At 73.9% G+C, this 20,564-nt stretch carries 18 protein-coding genes; 7 read left to right on the forward strand and 11 right to left on the reverse strand.

Going from position 1 to position 20,564, the window contains the following annotated elements:
• Window positions 1–16: 16 nt before the first annotated feature.
• The 4 genes from JOE63_RS15335 to JOE63_RS15350 all read right to left on the reverse strand — a co-directional run bounded on the left by JOE63_RS15335 (window position 17) and on the right by JOE63_RS15350 (window position 4,659).
• The gene (locus JOE63_RS15335; protein WP_087469374.1) at window positions 17–622 is read right to left on the reverse strand and encodes a response regulator transcription factor; all 606 of its coding nucleotides are present in this window, start codon (window positions 620–622) and stop codon (window positions 17–19) included.
• The gene (locus tag JOE63_RS21720) at window positions 619–1,923 is read right to left on the reverse strand and encodes a sensor histidine kinase (RefSeq protein ID WP_157759424.1); all 1,305 of its coding nucleotides are present in this window, start codon (window positions 1,921–1,923) and stop codon (window positions 619–621) included. Before JOE63_RS21720 ends, JOE63_RS15335 begins: the two co-directional genes overlap by 4 nt.
• 75 nt (window positions 1,924–1,998) lie before the next feature.
• A complete protein-coding gene (gene murA, locus JOE63_RS15345) occupies window positions 1,999–3,315 on the reverse strand; it encodes a UDP-N-acetylglucosamine 1-carboxyvinyltransferase (protein ID WP_087469376.1) in 1,317 nt (438 codons plus the stop codon).
• 303 nt (window positions 3,316–3,618) lie between these two features.
• Window positions 3,619–4,659, reverse strand: coding sequence for an adenosine deaminase (locus JOE63_RS15350; RefSeq protein WP_204542455.1), 1,041 nt, complete (start codon window positions 4,657–4,659; stop codon window positions 3,619–3,621).
• 193 nt (window positions 4,660–4,852) lie between these two features.
• Between JOE63_RS15350 and JOE63_RS15355 the strand changes: the two genes are divergently transcribed.
• The gene (locus tag JOE63_RS15355) at window positions 4,853–6,214 is read left to right on the forward strand and encodes a lytic polysaccharide monooxygenase (protein WP_204542456.1); all 1,362 of its coding nucleotides are present in this window, start codon (window positions 4,853–4,855) and stop codon (window positions 6,212–6,214) included.
• A 51-nt stretch (window positions 6,215–6,265) separates the two neighbouring features.
• Here the strand turns inward: JOE63_RS15355 and JOE63_RS15360 are convergent, their stop codons facing one another.
• The 5 genes from JOE63_RS15360 to JOE63_RS15380 form a co-directional block, all read right to left on the reverse strand.
• The gene (locus tag JOE63_RS15360) at window positions 6,266–6,970 is read right to left on the reverse strand and encodes a response regulator (RefSeq protein ID WP_204542457.1); all 705 of its coding nucleotides are present in this window, start codon (window positions 6,968–6,970) and stop codon (window positions 6,266–6,268) included.
• The gene (locus JOE63_RS15365) at window positions 6,967–8,238 is read right to left on the reverse strand and encodes a sensor histidine kinase (RefSeq protein ID WP_307840143.1); all 1,272 of its coding nucleotides are present in this window, start codon (window positions 8,236–8,238) and stop codon (window positions 6,967–6,969) included. Before JOE63_RS15365 ends, JOE63_RS15360 begins: the two co-directional genes overlap by 4 nt.
• Window positions 8,239–8,247: 9 nt before the next feature.
• Complete coding sequence (locus JOE63_RS15370; protein WP_204542458.1) at window positions 8,248–9,117, reverse strand: CPBP family intramembrane glutamic endopeptidase; 870 nt, start codon at window positions 9,115–9,117, stop codon at window positions 8,248–8,250.
• Between the two features lie 207 nt (window positions 9,118–9,324).
• Window positions 9,325–10,137 carry a GIY-YIG nuclease family protein gene (locus JOE63_RS15375; RefSeq protein ID WP_204542459.1) on the reverse strand — a complete coding sequence of 271 codons (813 nt, stop codon included), beginning with the start codon at window positions 10,135–10,137 and terminating at the stop codon, window positions 9,325–9,327.
• Between the two features lie 98 nt (window positions 10,138–10,235).
• The gene (locus tag JOE63_RS15380; RefSeq protein WP_157759425.1) at window positions 10,236–10,427 is read right to left on the reverse strand and encodes a hypothetical protein; all 192 of its coding nucleotides are present in this window, start codon (window positions 10,425–10,427) and stop codon (window positions 10,236–10,238) included.
• Window positions 10,428–10,502: 75 nt separating this feature from the next.
• Between JOE63_RS15380 and JOE63_RS15385 the strand changes: the two genes are divergently transcribed.
• A complete protein-coding gene (locus JOE63_RS15385) occupies window positions 10,503–11,447 on the forward strand; it encodes an alpha/beta hydrolase family protein (RefSeq protein WP_204542460.1) in 945 nt (314 codons plus the stop codon).
• Window positions 11,444–11,887: a MarR family winged helix-turn-helix transcriptional regulator gene (locus JOE63_RS15390; RefSeq protein WP_087469382.1), complete on the forward strand. Its 444-nt coding sequence runs from the start codon at window positions 11,444–11,446 to the stop codon at window positions 11,885–11,887. Before JOE63_RS15385 ends, JOE63_RS15390 begins: the two co-directional genes overlap by 4 nt.
• Window positions 11,888–12,060: 173 nt before the next feature.
• Here the strand turns inward: JOE63_RS15390 and lpdA are convergent, their stop codons facing one another.
• Window positions 12,061–13,467, reverse strand: coding sequence for a dihydrolipoyl dehydrogenase (lpdA, locus tag JOE63_RS15395; RefSeq protein WP_204542462.1), 1,407 nt, complete (start codon window positions 13,465–13,467; stop codon window positions 12,061–12,063).
• Between the two features lie 257 nt (window positions 13,468–13,724).
• Between lpdA and JOE63_RS15400 the strand changes: the two genes are divergently transcribed.
• The 4 genes from JOE63_RS15400 (at window position 13,725) to JOE63_RS15415 (ending at window position 19,845) form a co-directional block, all read left to right on the forward strand.
• Complete coding sequence (locus tag JOE63_RS15400; protein ID WP_374059048.1) at window positions 13,725–16,250, forward strand: leucine--tRNA ligase; 2,526 nt, start codon at window positions 13,725–13,727, stop codon at window positions 16,248–16,250.
• Window positions 16,251–16,382: 132 nt separating this feature from the next.
• On the forward strand, window positions 16,383–17,495 hold the full coding sequence (locus JOE63_RS15405; RefSeq protein ID WP_087472436.1) for a DUF808 domain-containing protein: 1,113 nt from the start codon (window positions 16,383–16,385) through the stop codon (window positions 17,493–17,495).
• A 36-nt stretch (window positions 17,496–17,531) separates the two neighbouring features.
• Window positions 17,532–18,839 carry a hemolysin family protein gene (locus JOE63_RS15410; RefSeq protein ID WP_087469385.1) on the forward strand — a complete coding sequence of 436 codons (1,308 nt, stop codon included), beginning with the start codon at window positions 17,532–17,534 and terminating at the stop codon, window positions 18,837–18,839.
• 94 nt (window positions 18,840–18,933) lie between these two features.
• A complete protein-coding gene (locus tag JOE63_RS15415) occupies window positions 18,934–19,845 on the forward strand; it encodes an LLM class flavin-dependent oxidoreductase (protein WP_239576725.1) in 912 nt (303 codons plus the stop codon).
• A gap of 75 nt (window positions 19,846–19,920) precedes the next feature.
• Here the strand turns inward: JOE63_RS15415 and leuD are convergent, their stop codons facing one another.
• Window positions 19,921–20,556: a 3-isopropylmalate dehydratase small subunit gene (leuD, locus tag JOE63_RS15420; protein ID WP_087469387.1), complete on the reverse strand. Its 636-nt coding sequence runs from the start codon at window positions 20,554–20,556 to the stop codon at window positions 19,921–19,923.
• Between the last annotated feature and the right edge of the window lie 8 nt (window positions 20,557–20,564).

The raw sequence follows: 20,564 nt of genomic DNA on the forward strand, positions 1-20,564 counted from the left end.
GGGCGCGGCACTCCGCTCAGATCCAGCCGTGCCGCCGCGCCACGTGCGCGGCCTCGTGGCGGTTCGCCGCCCCGAGCTTGGCGGCGGCCGACGACAGGTAGTTGCGCACCGTCCCCGGGGCCAGGTGGGCGCGCGTCGCGATCTCCTCGACGGGCGCGCCGTCGGCGGCGAGCTCGAGCACGTCCGCCTCGCGCGCGGTGAGCGGGCTGGCGCCCGCGGCGATCGCCTCGGCGGCGAGCTCGGGGTCGACGTACCGACCGCCGTCGCGCACCTGGCGCACGACGTCCGCGAGCACGCGCGACGAGACCGTCTTGGGCAGGAACCCGCGCGCGCCCGCCTCCAGGGCTCGCTTGAGGTAGCCCGGCCGACCGTGGCTCGTGACGATCACCACGCCGCACGACGGCAGGTCGTGCGCGAGGCGCTGCGCGACCTCGACCCCGTCGAGCCCGGGCATCTGGAGGTCGAGCACCGCGACGTCGGGCTCGAGCTTGAGGGCGGCGGCGACGGCCTCGGGGCCCGAGGCGGCCTGCGCCACGACCTCCAGGTCGTCCTCGAGCGCCAGGAGCGACGCGACGGCGTCACGGATGAGGTTCTCGTCGTCGGCGAGCAGGATGCGGATCACGCGCGCGTGGTCCTCTCGGTGGTGGGGGCGGGAACGTCGAGAGCGCTGCCCCGCGCCGGCGCCCCCCGGGCCGCGCCGTCGTCGGGCACGCGGGCGACGAGGCCGTACCGGCCGCCGTCGGACCACGTCTGCAGGCTCCCGCCGGCGCCCTCCAGCCGCTCCCGGAGCCCGACCAACCCCGAGCCGCGCCCGTCGCCCACCCCCGCGGGGGCGCCGTCGTTGACGATCTCGACGACGCTCGACACCCGGTCCCGGTGCACCGTGATCGTGCACGTGCGGGCGGTCGAGTGCCGCACCACGTTGGTGACGCCCTCGCGCACCGCCCAGGCGAGCGCCTCCTGGGCCGCCGTCCCGACGGGCGTCTCGTCACCGTGGACGGTCGTCGTGATCCCCGCCGACCGCAGGACCGAGCGGGCGCCCGCCAGCTCGGCGGCGAGGTCGGCCGTCCGGTAGCCGGCGACGACGGCACGCACCTCGCGCAGGGCGTCCTGCGCGATCCGGCGCACCTCGAGCATCTGCTCCTCCGCGCCAGGGCGGCCGCGGGCCGCCAGCTCCGCGGCGAGCTCGCTCTTCACGGCGACGACGGACAGCGTGCGGCCGAAGACGTCGTGCAGGTCGCGGGAGAACCGGAGCCGCTCCTCCGCGACGGCGAGCCGCGCGTGCAGCACGCGCGTGCGCTCCTGCTCCCAGACGATGCCGAGCATCCACACGGACACGCGGTAGGAACCGAAGATCGCGACGAGCATGATCGTGCTCGACACACCGAGCCCGACCGCCATGCCGACGGTGGTCGAGGAGATCGGTCCGGTCCCGACCCACACCGAGCACCCGGTGACCGCCGCGATCACGATGCCGACGAGGACGAGGCGCCGGAACGTCAGGAGCGGCACGACGGCAAGAGCCCCGAACCCCAGCCCCAGCAGGACGGCGTAGTACCGGGCGCTCCCGGCGACGTCCTCCGCCGAGCCGACCGGGAACGTCCAGAACCCGACCGCCGCGACCGCGACCGACAGGGCGCCGTGCAGCGCGAGCAGCCACGACCGCACCACGGGGCCACCGAGGAAGTGCACCACGCCTGCGCGCAGCACGGCGATGCACCCGGCGGTGTGCACGAGGACGAGCACGAGCCACGCGCCGACGGTCGCTGGCCGGAACGTCTGGTCGACGCCGACGAGCGTGAGGGCCAGGAACGGCTCGAACAACGAGAGCAGGTACAGCGACCAGCGCGTGTAGGCGTCGAACCGCTCGGGCGCGGTCCGACGGCTCCACACGTCGAGGAACGTGCGCGGTCGGGTGATCACGTCGACCAGCGTCCCACGCACGCGCGCCGCGCCGCCGTGACAGGCGTCATGACCTGCGGCGACGGGCGTCCCGGGTCAGTCGCGGCGGACGTCCGCGCCGAGTGCGACGAGCTTGTCCTGGAAGTTCTCGTAGCCGCGGTCGATGAGGCTGATCCCGCGCACCGTCGAGGTGCCCTTCGCGGCGAGCGCGGCGATGAGGTGGGAGAAGCCGCCGCGCAGGTCCGGGACCTCGATGTCCGCCGCGGCCAGCGGCGTCGGGCCGGAGATCACCGCGGAGTGGTGGAAGTTGCGCTGGCCGAACCGGCAGTCGCGACCGCCCAGGCACTCCTTGTAGACCTGGATGGTCGCGCCCATGCCGCGCAGCGCGTCCGTGAAGCCGAACCGGTTCTCGTAGACCGTCTCGTGCACGATCGACAGGCCCCTGGCCTGGGTGAGCGCGACGACGAGCGGCTGCTGCCAGTCGGTCATGAAGCCGGGGTGCACGTCGGTCTCGAGCACGATCGGGGAGAGGTCGCCGCCCGGGTGCCAGAACCGGATGCCGTCGTCCTGCACGTCGAACCGGCCGCCGACCTTGCGGAACGTGTTGAGGAACGTCATCATCTCGGGCTGCGTCGCGCCCTTGACGGTGATGTCGCCACCCGTCGCGAGCGCGGCCGACGCCCAGGAGGCCGCCTCGATGCGGTCGCCGAGCGCCGTGTGGGTGTACCCGTCGAGACGGTCCACGCCCTCGATGCGGATCACGCGGTCGGTGTCGACCGAGATGATGGCGCCCATCTTCTGGAGCACCGCGATGAGGTCCATGATCTCGGGCTCGATCGCGGCGTTCGCCAGCTCCGTGATGCCCTCGGCGCGCACGGCCGTGAGCAGGAGCTGCTCGGTCGCGCCCACCGACGGGTACGGCAGCGCGATCTTGGTGCCCTGCAGGCGGCGGGGGGCGCGGATGTGGATCCCGTTCTCGCGCTTGTCCACGACGGCGCCGAACTGCCGCAGGATGTCCAGGTGGTAGTTGATCGGCCGGTCGCCGATCCGGCACCCGCCCAGGTCGGGGATGAACGCCTCGCCCAGGCGGTGCAGCAGCGGGCCGCAGAACAGGATCGGGATGCGGCTCGAGCCCGCGTGGGCGTCGATGTCCGCGACGTGCGCCGACTCGACGTTGGAGGGGTCCAGGTCGAGGATCCCCGCGTCCGGGTCGGACTTGACCGCCACGCCGTGCAGCTCCAGCAGCCCCGTCACGACGCCCACGTCGCGGATCTGCGGCACGTTGCGCAGCACGCTCGGCGACTCCCCCAGCAACGACGCCACCATGGCCTTGGACACGAAGTTCTTCGCGCCCCGCACGGTGATCGTCCCGTCCAGCGGGGTCCCGCCGTTGACGTACAGCACATCCTTCATGAGCTCTGGTCGCCCTCTCGCCAAGCCGATGGTCCGTGGTGCCCCTGCGGGCCCGGGCCCGCGCGTCGGGCCGCGGACGGCTCGTCCGCGGCTGCGGGTCCCGAGTGCGCCAACATGCGGCACCCGGAGATTATTCACCCCCCGCGGGCATGCTCGCCGCCATCCGGACGGCGGCGGCCGTCCCCGACACGTTACTCCCCGGTACGTCTGCGCGGGACGAGCGCCCAGAACCGCGAGGTAGAGCCCCGGTCCAGGGCTCTCCCTCGGCGGACCAGGGCTCTGCCTCGGCGCAGCGGGCGCGAGTCAGACGGCGGTCGCGTCGTACGCGGCGACGTACCGGTCGATCTCGGCGAGGAAGGCGGCCCGCTGGGAGTCGCCCAGCCACGACGCCTCGAACGAGTTGCGCGCGAGCTGCACGACCTCCTCCGTCGTCAGGTCCGCCGCCTCCGCGAGCGCCACGTAGTTGTCGGCCACGTAGCCGCCGAAGTACGCCGGGTCGTCGGAGTTGACCGTCACCCGCACGCCCGAGCGCAGCAGGCCCGCGATCTCGGTCGCCTTCATGTCGTCGGTGACGAACGAGTTCGAGACCGGGCACGTGGTGAGACCCAGGCCGCGCTCGCGCACGACCTCGACCAGCGCCGGGTCCTCGACGACGTTCGTGCCGTGGTCCACGCGGTCCACGCCGATCTCGTCGAGCACGGTACGGATGTTGTCGATGCTGCCGACCTGGTCGATGTCGCAGTGCATCGTCAGCCGGTAGCCGAGCTCGCGCGCGCGTGCGAAGACGTCGGCGAACTTCTGCGGCGGGTTGCCGCGCTCGTCCGAGTCGAGACCGACGCCCAGGATCCTGTCCCGGAACGGGACGGACGCCTCGAGCGTCTCGGCTGCGCTCTCGGCCGACAGGTCGCGCAGGAAGCACAGGATGAGGTGCGCGTCGATCCCGTGCTTGGCCGGCGCCTCGGCCGCGGCACGGTGGTAGCCCGTCACGACCGCCTCGAACGGCACCCCGCGCGACGTGTGCGCCTGGGGGTCGAAGAACATCTCGGCGTGCTTGACCCCGTCCGCCGCGGCACGAGCGAGGTAGGCGTCCGCGAGCTCGTAGAAGTCGTCGGCCGTCTGCAGCACCTCCATCGCGGGGTAGTACACGGCGAGGAAGCTCGTGAGCGAGTCGAACGCGTACGTCGCGCGCACCTCCTCGACAGTCGACTGGCCGATGTCGATCCCGTTCCTCTGCGCGAGGCGCAGCTTGAGGTCGGGCTCGAGCGTGCCCTCCAGGTGCAGGTGCAGCTCCGCCTTGGGCAGGCCGGTGACGAACTCGCGGGTGGGCGTCGTGGGCGCGGGCATGGGTCTCCTTCTCGGGTCGGTGTCCCCCGCCCTCATCCTCCCCCGTGCCCGACGCCGGGGCGCACCGGCCCACCGGACAGCCGCACCGGCGTCGGGCCGGCGCCGGTCCGAATCGATTAGGCGGCTGCCCCCGAGGGTGGGGTGCGAGGCATGGTCGTCGTGTTCGACATCCGAGAGCAAAGGAGCTGGAAAGATGCGACGCATGGCAGCGTGGGCCGCCGCGGTGGTCCTCGGCGCGGCGGGTCTGGTGGCGGCCTCGCCGCCCGCCCCCGCCGCGGCGCACGGGGCGGAGGTGTTCCCCGGGAGCCGCCAGTACCTGTGCTGGGTGGACGGCCAGACCGGCAACGGACAGGTCGACCCGCAGAACCCGGCGTGCGCGAACGCCTACGCGGTCAGCGGCACCTCGGCGTTCTACAACTGGTTCGGCAACCTGGACTCGAACGGGGCGGGCCGGACCGCGGGCTACATCCCCGACGGCCAGATCTGCGACGGCGGGGGGCGCGGCCCGTACGACTTCAGCGGGTTCAACGCCGTGCGGGACGACTGGCCGCGGACGCACCTGACCGCCGGGGAGACCTACCAGTTCCAGCACAACAACTGGGCCGAGCACCCCGGACGCTTCGACGTGTACGTCACGGAGGAGGGCTGGGACCCGTCGAGCCCGCTCGCGTGGGACGACCTCGAGCTGGTCGACTCCGTGACCGACCCGCCCGACACGGGCGGACCGGGTGCCCTGAACTACTACTACTGGGACGTCACGCTCCCCGCCGACCGCAGCGGCGACCACCTGATCTTCACCCACTGGGTCCGCTCGGACAGCAGCGAGAACTTCTACTCGTGCTCCGACGTCGCGTTCGACGGCGGCGACGGCGAGGTCACGGGGATCGGCGACGACGGCGGCGAGCCCACCGAGCCCGCGTGCCCCGACGAGGCGCCGGGCGCCCCGGGCGCGGTGATGGCCATGTCCGTCACCGCGACCAGCGCGCACGTCATGTGGGGAGCCGCCGAGTCCGGGTGCGTCACGGGGTACGACGTCCTCGAACCCGGCACCGGTCGGGTGATCGCGAGCACCGACGGGTCGCCCATGGTCGACCTCGACGGGCTCGAACCCGGCACCGCGCACACCGTGGCGGTCCGGTCCCGGAACGACCACACCGGGGTGGTCTCGGCGACCCGGACCGTCACGTTCACCACCCTGGACGACGGTGGGACGCCCGAGCCCACCGGCGCGTGCACCGTCGACTACTCCGCGGCCGCCTGGGGCGGCGCCAGCACCGGGTACACCGCGTCGGTCACGGTGACCAACACGTCCGCGGCGACCGTGGACGACTGGGTCGTCACGTTCGACTACCCCGGGGGCCAGCGGGTCGACGCACCGGGATGGAGCGCGACCGTCGCCCAGTCGGGCACCACGGTCACGGCGACCCACCCGGCGTGGCAGTCGAGCATCGCGCCGGGGCAGTCGGTCACGTTCGGCTTCAACGGCGCGGCCACGACGGCCGGAGCGCACCCCGACCCCACCGGGTTCACGCTCGACGGGGTCGCCTGCGACTGAGTCGCGCGACGACGGTGGGCCGACGGGGACCGACCCGTCGGCCCACCCGCCTCAGCCCGTCGCCGCGACCACACCCACCCGGTAGGCGAGCACGACCGCCTGCACCCGGTCGCGCAGGCCGAGCTTGGCCAGGATCCGGGACACGTACGTCTTGACGGTCTCCGGGGTGATGACGAGCACGTTCGCGATCTCCGCGTTGGACAGCCCGGCGGCGAGCTGCTCGAGCACCTCGAGCTCGCGCCGGGTCAGGGCGCGCACGACCTCGTCCCTCGCGGGGCGGGAGGCGTCGGTCGGCCGCACGCGCTCGGCGTAGCGGCCGATGAGGGCGCGGGTGACGGTCGGGGCGAGCAGGGACTCGCCGCGGGCGATCGTCCGGATGCCGTCGACCAGCTCGCCGGGAGGGGCGTCCTTGAGCAGGAACCCGCTCGCCCCGGCGCGCAGCGCCTCGTAGACGTACTCGTCGACGTTGAACGTGGTCACCATGAGCACCTTGGTCGGCGTCCCGACGTCGGGACCCGCGATCCGTCGCGTCGCCTCGATGCCGTCGAGAACGGGCATCCGGACGTCCATGACCACGACGTCGGGCCGCAGCCGTCGTGCGGCCTCGACGGCTTCCCGGCCGTCCTGCGCCTCGCCGACGACCTCCATGTCGGCCTGCGCGGAGAAGATGGTGACGTAGCCGACCCGCACCAGCTCCTGGTCCTCGCAGACCAAGACGCGGATCGGGGACCGTGGCTCTGGTGGCGGGAGGGTCATGGGCTGCTCCTGGTCGGGGCGGTGGTCGGGGCGGTGGGGATCCGGGCCCGCACGCGGAACCCCCCGCCGGGCGGCGGTCCGGCCTCCAGGTCCCCGTCGAGGACGCGGACACGCTCGCGCAGACCGGCGAGCCCGCGGCCGGCCGACGGTGCCGGTGGTGCCGGCGGTGCCGCGCCCACGGCGGGCGGGTCCGGCCACGGGGGTCGCGGACTGGTGACCGACGAGTCGGGTCCGCCGGTGCTCACCTCGGCCTCGACGTGGTCGGCACCGTGCCGCACGCGGACCGTGGTCGGGCACCCGGGGGCGTGCTTGAGCGCGTTGGTCAGGCCCTCCTGCACCACCCGGTAGGCGGCGAGCCCGACGGCGTCGGGCAGGTCGCGCCGTCGACCCTCCTCGGTCCACTCCACCGGTTGGCCGGACCGGCGGGCCTGGTCGACGAGGTCGTCCACGCGGCCGAGGGCCGGCGCCCGCTCCGCCGGTGTCGGCTCGCCCGTGGCCTCGAGCACGCCCAGCAGGTGCCGGAGCTCCGTCAGGGCGCGTCGCCCGGTGCCGCTGATCGCGACGAGCCCCTCGGCGGCGCGGTCGGGCGCCGCGGGCAGGAGGTACTGCGCGGCGTCGGCCTGCACGACCATCGCGGTCACGTGGTGCGTCACGACGTCGTGCAGGTCCCTCGCGATCCGGGCGCGCTCCTGAGCGGTCGCGACGGCGGCCGCGAGACGCCGACGCTCGACCTCCTCGGCCCGCCGGCGACGCACTCCCGCGCCGCCCGACCAGATCACCACCAGGACGAGGTAGAACGCGAGGAACACAGGCAGCCGGTTGGGCGAACCGAGGCCGGACAGCGTGGCCGCGAGGACGACGTAGCCCCCGGTCACCACGGCGGCGACGCTCCGGCGGAACCGCGCCAGGTGGGCCCCGGCGGTGTACAGCGCCACGTAGAGGCCGACGCTCGCGAACGTCGGCGGGCAGGCCAGCACCTGCGCCGCGGCGAAGGCGGCGCCGACGACGGCGAGGCAGACCCCGGGTAAGCGGCGGCGGAACGCGAGCGGCAGGCACTGCGCGAGGGCGAGCGTCACCGCCAGCGCGTCCGTCGGCCGCTCGGGCAGGTCGCCGAGCTCGACACCGATCGTCGAGAGCGTCGGGACGAACCCGAGCACCGCGAGGGCGACCGCGAGCGACGCGTCCAGCGCGCCCTGCCGTCCGGGTCGCCACCGTCGATGCGGCTCACCGGGGCGTGACGCCCGGTCGAGGACGGGGGTGTCGGGCACGGCCCGAGCCTACGGGCGACGACGGCGGGCCGGGACCCACGTCCCACGCCGGCGCGCGAGCACGAGCATCGGGACGGCGATCAGCGCGCCGAGCACCACGGTCACCACCGATCCCTCGATGCCGAACGCTCCGCCCGTCAGCAGGCTCGGCCCCGAGACGTCGGCGACCAGCAGGCCCGCGGAGGCGTGCCCCGAGACGGGGATGCCGAGCAGCGCGATCGTGGCGTTCCAGGCGAGGTGCAGGCCGATGGCGAACCACAGGTTCCGACGCCAAAGGAAGGCGGCGCCGAGCAGTCCGCCCGCCTCGATCGCGATCGCCAGCGCGCTCCACGGGGTCGCGGCGGGGTTGAACAGGTGCGTCAGACCGAAGAACAGGGCCGTGATCCCCAGCGCGACCCAGCTCCCGAGCAGACGCTCGAGCGCCTGAAGAGCGAAGCCACGGAACATGAGCTCCTCGGTGACGGCGGCGCCGACGGTCACCGCGACGATCGGTGCCACCACCGCGAGGAGGTCGCCGTCGGCGACGCGGAACGTGTAGCCGCCGAGGGCCGTGACGACGGCCGCGGACACCGCGACGAAGCCGAGCCCGACCGCGGCGCCCAGCAGAGCCTCCGGCACGGCGCGGCGGCCCGCGAGCTCGGGCGTGCGGCGGTGGGCGACGCACCGCATGACCACCCGGTAGACGACGACCGCGAGCGCCGCGCCCAGCACGGGAAGCAGCAGGAACTGTTCGGCCGACGCCGTCAGACCCCCGACGAGGGCGACGCCGACCACGCCGATCAGCATCCACGTCAGGGGGTGCCGCAGGAAGCGGGACGCCGGTCCGGGGCCGTCGTCCTCCCGGGTCCGGGGGCGAGGTGTCGTGGTCGTCGTGCTCATGCGGGCCTCCGTCGCTGTGCCTGACCGCCCGGCTGGGCGACCACCAGCAACGCTAGGAATCCGGGCGCTCCGGCGAATCACCCCCGGGTGAGCAGTCGGGGTAGCTCTCACGGGGGACCGGCGCCGCGGCAGTCTCGCCTCGTGACGGTCCGGGCTGCCGGCCAGTGGGCGTCTGCGGCGCCACGACCGCCACACCACGCCCGGAGCTCAGTTGCGGTTCAGGCCGTGCCTCCGCGAGTCCAGGGCGACCTTGAAGTGGCTCTCGGCCTCGTCGATCACCCGCGTCGGTGTCGACGGGTCGAACACCCGCAGCAGCGAGAAGCGGAAGCCGGTCGGGTCGATGGTGCGCAGCTCGACGTTGCCGCCGTGGCCGTTGGTCGCGTACGCGGTCCAGCGCTGCCGGATGCTCTCCGCGCCGTCGGCCTTGCCCACGTAGTGCCGGCCGTCGCGGGTGTCGGTGATCAGGTAGACACCGACGACGGAGGCCAGCGCCGTGCGCCACGCGGCATAGCGGTGCTCGCGCATCACCGCCTGCAGCTGCGCGTGGTCCAGCACGAGCCGGTCGAACCCGGGGAACGGCACGGGCCGCGCGTCGGCGATCTCCATGACCGGGTAGCCCGCCGCGGTCGGGCCGTTGAGCCGCCACGTGCGCGGCGACCGCCAACCGATCACCAACCGGTCCCTCAGGTCCGCGAGCCGCTCGGACGCGACCAGGTCGAACGTGCGGAGGGCCCCGTCGTTCGCGACCTCACCGCGGTTCTCCAGGACCGACCACAGCCGCGCCCGGTCGCCGCCCTCGCGGACGAACACGACCCAGATGCCCGGCGGAGCGGCCGGGAAGATCCGCGGCGACGCGGACTGCCGGCGTGTGTACGCCAGGATCTCGTCATCGGTCGAGTCCGCGTGGATGCCCGGCAGGCCCGTGTCCTCGTGCTCCTTGACGAAGGCGTGCCGGATCACGAGAGCCTCCGCGGGGTCGATGAGCCCGCTGCGCAGGATCGGTTCAAGCGTCAGTGTCATGTGCTGGCCGGTCTCCCCTGTCGTCGTGGCGTCTCGTTCGCCGTCGTCGAGGCCGTCCGGCGCGGTCGCAGGCGGGCTTTCGGTCCGAGTGCGGGCCGTCACCAGTCGACGGCGCGTGCCACGACGCGCCCCACGCCCCGGACGAGCCAGACGACGCCGCGCCCGACGTTCACGACGACGCTGACGAGGTCGACGAGCTCCAGGACTCTGGCGGTGCCGCGCCCGAGGGCTCGGAACGGTCGCCGCACCTGGTACCAGAAGCCCTGTCGCGGCCGGCTCGGCGGATCCACGACGGAAGCGTGCCACACACGACCCGTTCTCGGCCGCTCGACAACGTGCCCGGCGGGCCCGCTAGGGTACTTCGCATGCGAAACGACGACCCGGCGGCGGTGGACTCCGAGGAGCTGCGGATCCAGATCCCGGCGGGCGGCCGGGTCGTCGGCACGGTGCGCAAGCCCGCCGAGGAGTCGCCCCGCGGCGTCGTCGTGATCCACCCGGCGACGGCGGTCCCCGAGCGCCTGTACACGGGGTTCGCGGAGTTCCTCGCCGCCCACGGGTACGTGGCCGTCACCTACGACTACCGCGGCACCGGCCGGTCCGGCAGCCCGCGCGCCCACCGCGGCCTGCGCATGCGCGACTGGATGGCCGACGACGTCCCCGCGGTCGCCGCGTGGGCCCGCCCGCGGTTCGGCGACGTGCCGCAGCTCGCCGTCGGGCACAGCATCGGCGGGCACGCGCTCGCGCTCGGACGGGGCTCCCGGGGCCTGGCCGGGTTCGTCACGGTCGCGTCCCACGTCGCCTCGACGTCCACGGTCCCCGACCGCGCCGAGCGGGCGCGCGTCCGACTGATCCTGCGGGTGCTCGGCCCCGCGACGGCCCGGGTGCTCGGCTACGTCCCCGGCCGTCGCCTGAGCCTCGGGGAGGACATGCCCGCCGCCGCGATGCTCGAGTGGGGCCGCTGGTCGACCCTGCCGGGCTACTTCTTCGACGACCCGACCATGCACGCCGCGCCGGACGCCGCACGGGTCTCCGGCGACGTCCTCGCCGTCGGGTTCACCGACGACCCGTGGGCCACCCCCGCCCAGATCGACGCGATCACCGACCGCCTCACGGCCGCTCGCGTCGAGCGACGGACGTGGAGCCCCGCCGACGGCGGCGTGGAGAGGATCGGCCACCTGGGCTTCTTCCGCCGGGGCCTGCGCGACACGCTCTGGCCCGAGCTCCTCGCCTGGCTCGACGCCCGCGCGGGGGCCGCCCCGGCGCAGGAGGACGGCAACGTCCGCTTCCCTGCCAGGAAGCCGCGACGATGACGCGCCGCCCGCCGCGGCTGGTGTTCCTGACCACCGCGGCGGAGCGCCAGATGCGGCGCTGGATCGCGCGGCGCGGCAGCGCACACGTCTCCGGGAACGGCGGCCAGGGATTCGGCGCCCCCGCTGCCGGCGTGCTGCTGCACCTCGCCGACCACCCCGGCGCGACGATCGGCGAGGTGACGGCCGCGCTGCAGGCCTCCCCCGCCGGCACCAGCGGCCTGCTCGCCCGCATGGAGCGCGCCGACCTCGTGCGCCGCCGCACCGACCCCGACGACCGACGCACCGTCCGGCTGGACCTCACGCCCACCGGCACCGCTGCGCTCGACGACGTCCGCGCCGCGCTCGCCGAGCTGAACGACCGCCTCACCGACGGCTTCACCCCCGACGAGCTGGCCACCGTCGCCCGCTGGCTCGAGCACGTGACGCGGACGCTCACCTAGCTGCACCGGCGGGTCGTCTGGCGGACCGTCTGCCTCCCCTCCGAGGGAGCGCGAGGGCACGTCGTCCCCCGGCGCGCGCACGGGCGCCGGACAGCACAAGGCCCGGACCTGGAACTAGCAGGTCCGGGCCTCGGCTCGGCTGGCCGCCCGTGCGGGCGACCGCGTCTGACGGGTCAGAAGTTGATCATGTGTCCCGCGAGGCCGTGGATCGACTCCTGGACGGCCTCGGACAGCGTCGGGTGGGTGTGCACGTTGCGCGCGACGTCGTAGACCGTGAGGTCCCACTTCTGCGCGAGCGTGAGCTCGGGCAGCAGCTCGGACGCGTCGGGACCGATGAGGTGGCCGCCGAGCAGCTCGCCGTAGGTCTCGTCGGAGATGAGCTTGACGAAGCCGGTCGGGTCGCCGAGGCCGTGGGCCTTGCCGTTCGCCATGAACGGGAAGGTCGCAACCTTGACCTTGTAGCCCTCGTCGCGGGCCTGCTGCTCGGTGAGGCCGAAGCTCGCGACCTGCGGCTGGCAGAACGTCGCGCGCGGCATCATGCGGTAGTCGCCGAGCGTGAGGGTCTCGGCGCCGCCGATGGTCTCGGCCGCGACGACGCCCTGCGCCTCCGCGACGTGCGCGAGCATGAGCTTCGCGGTGACGTCGCCGATGGCGTAGACGTGCTCGACGTTGGTGCGCATGACGTCGTCGATCGCGATGGCGCCGCGCTCGGTGAGCTGGACGCCGGTGTTCTCGAGGCCGAAGCCCTCGACGTTGGGCGCGAAGCCGACGGCCATGAGGACCTTGTCGACGACGAGCTCGCCCGGCTTGTCGTCCTTGACGCCCTTGTAGGTGACCGTGACGCCGTTCGCGCCGTTGTCGGTGACCGTCTGGACGGCGGTCGACGTGAGCAGGTTGACGCCGAGCTTCTTGTACTGCTTGGCGATCTCCTTCGACACGTCGGCGTCCTCGTTGGGCAGCGCGCGGTCGAGGAACTCGATGATCGTGACGTCCACGCCGTAGTTCTTGAGGACGTAGCCGAACTCCATGCCGATCGCGCCCGCGCCGACGATGGCGATGGAGCGGGGCAGGTCGCGCGTGAGGATCTGCTTCTCGTACGTGACGACGTTCTCGGACAGCTCGACGCCGGGGAGCAGGCGCACCTTCGAGCCGGTCGCGATGATGACGTTGTCGAACGTCACCTGGTCGGTCGAGCCGTCGGCGAGCTTCACGTCGAGCGTGTGCGCGTCGCGGAACGTGCCGCGGCCGTCGTACTCGGTGATCTTGTTCTTCTTCATGAGGAAGTGCACGCCCTTGACGCGCCCCTCCGCGACGGTGCGCGAGCGGTCGAACGCCGCGCCGAAGTCGAAGCTGACCTCTCCGGAGATGCCGAAGGTCTTCGCGTCGTGCTGGAAGATGTGCGCGAGCTCGGCGTTGCGCAGGAGCGCCTTGGACGGGATGCAGCCCACGTTGAGGCACACCCCACCCCAGTACTTCTCCTCCACGACCGCGACCGACAGGCCCAGCTGGGCTGCACGGATCGCGGCCACGTAACCACCGGGACCTGCACCGAGGACGACGACGTCGTAGTGGGATGCCATGGCCTCAAGCCTACTGGCGCAGGATCGGCCGTGGCGCGCCCGCGCGGGCGACGTCCGCCACACCTGCGGGGCCCGCGAGGGTTGACCGGGCGCCGTCGGGCGGGTCACGATGTCCGGGATGCGACACCTGCGGCTCCTCCTTCGCCGGCCGCGCTGAGCCCGCCGGGCGGGCACGCTCAGCGCGGCGATGCCCGCGCGTCCCCACGGGACCGGGCAAGTGCCCGACGACGAAGCCCACCTTCTCGAGGAGCCTCCCCGTGGACGCCGCACACCCACCCCACCCCGCCGTGCCCCCGCCGCCCTCGTCGACGCGCGAGATCGAGGACCGCTGGCGGCGGTACTGGGCCGAGCACGGCACGTTCCGCGCGCGCGACGACGGCTCGCGAGCCCACCGGTACCTGCTGACGATGTTCCCCTACCCCTCGGGCGACCTGCACATGGGCCACGCCGAGGTGTTCGCGCTGGAGGACGTCGTCGCGCGGTACTGGCGCCTGCGCGGGTTCGACGTGCTCAACCCGATCGGCTGGGACTCGTTCGGGCTGCCCGCCGAGAACGCGGCGATCCGCCGCGGTGAGAACCCCGCCGTCTTCACCGAGACGAACATCGCGACGCAGGCCGCGACGGCGCACCGGTACGGGGTGTCGTTCGACTGGTCGCGCCGGCTGGAGACCCACCGCCCGGAGTACTACCGCTGGACGCAGTGGCTGTTCCTGCGGCTGCTGGAGCGCGACCTCGCCTACCGCGCGACCGCCCCGGTGAACTGGTGCCCGGCCGACCAGACCGTGCTCGCGAACGAGCAGGTCGTGGGCGGGCGGTGCGAGCGGTGCGGGTCGACGGTCGTGCAGCGCGAGCTCACGCAGTGGTTCGTGCGCGTCACCGCGTACGCCGACCGCCTGCTCGACGACATGGACGCGCTCGACGGCGCATGGCCCGCACGCGTCCTGACGATGCAGCGGAACTGGGTCGGGCGCAGCACCGGCGCGCGCGTGCGCTTCGCGGTCGTGCCCGACGGCGGTCCGCGCCCGGCCGCGAGCGCGTCGCCCGGCGGGGGCGCGACCCCGGAGCACGTCGAGGTGTTCACGACGCGCCCCGACACCCTGCCCGGCGCGACGTTCGTCGCCGTCGCGCCGGACGGGTCGCTCGCTGCGGCGCTGTGCACGCCCGAGCGCGCGGACGCGCTCGCCCGGCATCGGGAGGCCGCGCTGGCGTCCGGGGAGATCGAGCGGACGAACGCGCAGCGCCCGAGCGTCGGGACGTTCCTGGGCGCGTGGGTGCGCCACCCGGTGACGGGCGAGCGGCTGCCCGTCTGGGCGGCGGACCACGTGCTGCCCGGCTGCGGGACGGGCGCGGTCATGGGCGTGCCCGCGCACGACGACCGCGACGCGCGCTTCGCCGCCGCCCACGGCCTGCCCGCGGGGTCGGGCGAGACGTGGCCCGACGTCGACGACGCGATCACACGGCTGGAGGCCGACGGCGCGGGCGAGCGCGCGACGTCGTACCGGCTGCGGGACTGGCTGGTCTCGCGCCAGCGCTACTGGGGCGCCCCGGTGCCGGTCGTGCACTGCCCCGCGTGCGGCGTCGTGCCCGTCCCCGACGACGAGCTGCCCGTGCGGCTGCCCGACCTGGCCGGCGACGACCTGCTCCCGCGTGGCCGCTCGCCGCTCGCGTCCCCGGCCGCCGACGCGTGGCGGCGCGTGCCGTGCCCGCGCTGCGGCGCGGACGCGGAGCGCGACCCGGACACGCTCGACACCTTCGTGGACTCGTCCTGGTACTTCCTGCGGTACTGCTCGCTGGGCGCCGACGGCCCGCCCGACGACGTCCCGTTCCGACCCGAGGACACGCGGCGGTGGATGCCCGCGGCGCAGTACGTCGGCGGCGTCGAGCACGCGATCCTGCACCTGCTGTACAGCAGGTTCGTCACGAAGTTCCTGCACGACGAGGGGTGGGTGGACGTCGTCGAGCCGTTCGCGACGCTGCTCAACCAGGGGCAGGTCCTCAACGGTGGGCGCGCGATGAGCAAGTCGCTCTGCAACGGCGTCGACCTGGGCGAGCAGCTCGACCGGCACGGCGCCGACGCGGTCCGCCTCGCGATGGTGTTCGCCGGGCCGCCGGAGGACGACGTGGACTGGGCGGACGTCGACCCCGGCGCCATGCGGCGGTTCTGCGCGCGCGTGCTGCGGCTCGCGGACGCCGTCGGCCCGGGCTCCGGGTCGGGCGCGACCGGCCCCGGGGCGCGGGGCGACGTCGTGCCCGGGTCGCGCGCGCTCGCGCTGCGTCGGGCCACGCACCGGACCGTGCACGAGGCGCAGGACCTGCTCGACCGGAGCCGGTTCAACGTGGTGGTCGCGCGCGTCATGGAGCTCGTCACCGCCGCGCGGCGGGCGTCCGACGCCGGCCCGGCGCCGGGCGAGCCCGACGCGCCGCACCTGGCCGCCGTCCGCGAGGCCGCCGAGGCGGTCGCGGTCCTGCTCAGCCTGTTCGCGCCCCACACGGCCGAGGAGGCCTGGCACCGCCTCGGGCGCGAGCCGTCCGTGGCCGAGGCGACCTGGCCCGTCGCCGACCCGGCGCTGCTCGTCGCGGACGAGGTCGAAGCGGCGGTCCAGGTCGACGGGAAGGTCCGTGACCGGGTGCCCGTACCCGCGGACGTCGACGAGCGCACGCTGCGCGACCTCGCGCTCGCGACGACCGGCGTCGCCCGGGCGACCGCCGGGCGCGAGGTCGTGCGCGTCGTCGTGCGCGCGCCGCACCTCGTGAACGTCGTGACGCGCGCCGCGACGCCCTGAGCACGAGGCTCACGACCGCCGTGGGCGGGTGCGACGCCGCGGGACCGGCACTCGCTACGATGCTGCCGCCGCGTCCACTCGACCAGCGGGCCCGTGCGCGGCGACGCGGGCCGGCGCACGGAGCACCTCCCCATGGCCTTCGGACTCGCTGCACTCCTGGACGACATCGCGGCGTTCGCCAAGCTCGCGGCCGCGTCGATCGACGACGTCGGCGCGGCCGCCGGGCGCGCCAGCGCCAAGGCGACAGGGGTCGTCATCGACGACACCGCCGTCACGCCCCGCTACGTCGAAGGGCTGGCCGCCAAGCGCGAGCTGCCCGTCGTCAAGCGCATCGCGGTCGGGTCGCTGCGCAACAAGCTGCTCTTCATCCTCCCGGCGATCCTGCTGCTGAGCCAGTTCCTGCCCCAGCTGCTCACGCCGCTGCTCATGCTCGGCGGGACCTACCTCGCGTTCGAGGGTGCCGAGAAGGTGTGGGAGCTCGTCTCCGGCAGACACCACGCCGAGGTCGAGACGAAGGCCGAGAAGAAGGCCGTCGACGAGGACTCGGTGGTGTCGAGCGCGGTGCGCACCGACTTCATCCTCAGCGCGGAGATCATGGTCATCGCGCTCAACGAGGTCGCCTCCGAGGGCTTCTGGTCGCGCCTCGTCATCCTCGCGATCGTCGCGGTGCTCATCACGGTGCTCGTGTACGGGGTCGTGGCGCTCATCGTGAAGATGGACGACATCGGCCTGCACCTCGCGCAGCGCGACACGCCGTGGGTCCAGTCGTTCGGGCGCGGGCTCGTCGGCGCGATGCCCAAGGTCATGTCCGTCATCTCGTTCGTCGGCATCATCGCGATGCTCTGGGTCGGTGGCCACATCCTGCTGCAGGGCGCGTACGACCTCGGCTGGCACGGCCCGTACGACGTCGTGCACCACCTCGAGCACGCCGTCACCGGCGTCGCGGGCGTGGGCGGGTTCCTGGGCTGGCTCGTCAACACCGCCTGCTCGGCCGTCGTCGGCATCCTCGTGGGTGGCGTCGTCGTCCTCGTCGCGCACTTCGTCCCGCGCCGCAAGCACGGCGAGCCGGCCGCCGCCGAGGCGACGACCGACGCGACCGACGGGACGGCGGCCGGGTCCGCCGCACCGGCGGCCGCGCCCCAGGGCTCCGACGCGGCCGACGCCGACCCCGGCGACGCCGACTCGGCCGATCCCGAGCCGACCGACCCCGAGCCCACGGACGGTCGGAACCCCGCCGACCGCTGATCCCGCGGCGGGCCGGGCGGCCTGCTTGGATGGAGCATGGACTCCGGCACCTGGGCCAACATCGGCCTCGTCCTGCTCTTCATCCTCGTCGGCGGCGTGTTCGCGGGCACGGAGATCGCGCTCGTCTCGCTGCGCGAGAGCCAGGTCGCACGGCTCGAGAAGCAGTCCGCGCGCGGCGCGCGGGTCGCGGCCGTCGCGCGCGACCCCAACCGGTTCCTCGCCGCCGTGCAGATCGGCGTCACCGTCGCGGGGTTCTTCTCCGCGGCGTACGGCGCCTCGACGCTCGCCCCCGACCTCGCGCCGTCGCTCGAGGCCCTCGGGCTGTCGAGCGGGCTCGCGGACACGGTCGCGCTCGTCGGGCTGACGCTCGTCATCGCGTACCTCTCGCTCGTCCTCGGGGAGCTCGTGCCCAAGCGCATCGCGCTCCAGCGCTCGGCCGGGGTGGCGCTCGCCGTCGGGCCACCCCTCGACCGGTTCGCGACGCTCATGCGTCCCGTGATCTGGCTGCTTTCGCGCTCGACCGACGGCGTGGTGCGCCTGCTCGGCGGCGACCCGTCGGCGCGCAGCGAGGAGATGAGCGAGGAAGAGCTGCGCGAGATCGTGCTCGCGCACGAGTCGCTGCCCGAGGACGAGCGCCGCATCCTCGACGACGTGTTCCAGGCGGGCGACCGGTCGCTCGCCGAGGCCATGACGCCGCGCGGCGAGGTCGCGTTCCTGCGCGCCGACACGACCCTCTCCGAGGCCGCCGCGACCGTCGCGGCGGGCCCGTACTCGCGCTACCCCGTGACCGGGGACGACTTCGACGACGTCGTCGGGTTCCTCCACGTGCGCGACCTCCTCGGGCGCGACTGCCCCGACCACCCGGCGACCGACCCGGCGACAGGACGCGCCCTGGCGGTGCGCGACGTCGTCCGCCCGATCCTCGCCCTGCCCGCGACGAACACCGTGCTCCCCGCGATGTCACAGATGCGCCGTGAGGGCGTGCACATCGCCGTCGTGGTCGACGAGTACGGCGGGACCGACGGGATCGTCACGCTCGAGGACCTCGTCGAGGAGCTCGTGGGCGACATCCGCGACGAGTACGACCCCGACGAGCCCTCCCCGGCGCGCGAGCACGGCGCCGCGACGAGCGTCGACGCCGGCCAGACGATCGAGGAGTTCGCGCGGCGCACCGGCGTCGCGCTGCCCGACGGCCCGTACGAGACGGTCGCCGGGTACGTCGTCGCCCAGCTCGGCCGGCTGGCGACGGTGGGCGACCACGTCGACGTCGACGACCGCCGTCTCACCGTGACCGACGTCGCCCGCCGCCGCATCGTCCGCCTCGACGTCACGCCGCTGCCCTGAGTGCTGGGCAGGTGTCGTCGCCCGCACCCGGAGACGACACGTACCCAGCAGTCGACGGGCTCGGGTGTGGGTGGCGGGGCGTAGCGTCGGGCGGATGAGCGCAGCGACGACGGGGACAGGGTCGGGGATCAAGGTCGGGGTGGTCGGGAGCTTCGGCTCCGCGGCGCAGGTGCTGGACATGGCGGTCGGGGCGGAGGAGTCCGGCTGGGACGGGTTCTACTCCTGGGACGGGCTGAGCCTGCTGTCGATGCCGGTCGACACGTTCGACCCGTGGGCGGTCCTCGCGGCGGCGGCGGTCCGGACCGAGCGCATCGCGCTCGGGGCGATGGTCTTCGCCCTCCCCCGCCGCAGGCCGTGGGAGGTCGTGCGACAGGCGCTCACCGTGGACCACCTGTCGGGCGGCCGCCTCGTCCTGCCCGTCGGGGTGGGCGTGCTCGACGACGGCGGCTTCTCCGCGGTCCCGGGCCAGCAGCAGTCCCTGCGCGAGCGCGCGGAGCTGCTCGACGACGCGATCGCCTACCTCGACCGCGCCTGGTCGGGCGAGAAGTTCGCGTTCGACGGCACGCACGTGCACGCGGGCGAGATGCTGTTCCTCCCGCGGCCCGTGGAGCGCCCGGTGGTCGGGCACCACGTGCCCGTGTGGCCGGTGGGCGTCTGGGACGCCGAGCGCCCGCCGCTGCGCTCGCTCGACCGCGCGCTGCGCGCGGACGGGATCGTGCTGCAGCTCCGCGGCGAGCGCGGCTTCGACGTGCCCACGCCCGACGACGTCTCCGCCCTGGTCGCCTGGCTCACCACGCGCCGCGCGGAGCTGGGCCTCGACGCGGCCCGCCCGTTCGACGTCGTCGTCCAGGGCGAGCTCCCGGTCGACCGGTCCGCCGCGGCGGACCAGCTCGCCGGCCTCGCCGACGCGGGAGCCACCTGGTGGGTCGAGTCCCGCTGGAACCCCGGGACCGCGACCCCGGAGTCGCTCCTCGCCGCGATCGACGCGGGCCCGCCCCGCCCCTGAGACGGCGGAGCGGGCCGGGGACGGTGACGTGTCGTCTCCGTCCCCGGCCCGCTCCTCGTCAGAGGCCGACGAGCGTCAGACCGGGCGAGCCGCCTCGATCTCGACCTTGGGCAGCGTCTTCGCGGGCAGCGTCTTGGGCCGCCACGACGCGCGCGTCGCCTCGAACGCGGAGATCTCGTCCTCGTGCTGGAGGGTCAGGCCGATGTCGTCCAGGCCCTCCATGAGGCGCCAGCGCGTGTAGTCGTCGATCTGGAACGGCACGGTGACGTCCTGCGCGGACGCGGTGCGGTTCACCAGGTCCACGGTCACCTCGGTGCCGGGGTTGGTCTCGAGGATCTTCCAGAGCAGCTCGATGTCCTCCTGCGCGACGATCCCGGCGACGAGGCCCTGCTTGCCGGAGTTGCCGCGGAAGATGTCGGCGAAGCGCGACGCGAGGACGACGCGGAAGCCGTAGTCCTTGAGCGCCCACACCGCGTGCTCGCGCGACGAGCCGGTGCCGAAGTCGGGGCCGGCGACGAGGACGGAGCCCGCGCGGTAGGCGTCCTGGTTGAGGACGAACGTGGGGTCACCGCGCCAGGCGGCGAACAGCGCGTCCTCGAACCCGGTGCGCGTCACGCGCTTGAGGTAGACGGCGGGGATGATCTGGTCGGTGTCGACGTTGCTGCGGCGCAGCGGGACGCCGACACCGGTGTGGGTCGTGAACTTCTCCATGAGTGGTA

Origin of the sequence: Cellulosimicrobium cellulans, from assembly GCF_016907755.1 — a bacterium.
Classification (GTDB): Bacteria; Actinomycetota; Actinomycetes; order Actinomycetales; family Cellulomonadaceae; genus Cellulosimicrobium; species Cellulosimicrobium cellulans_D.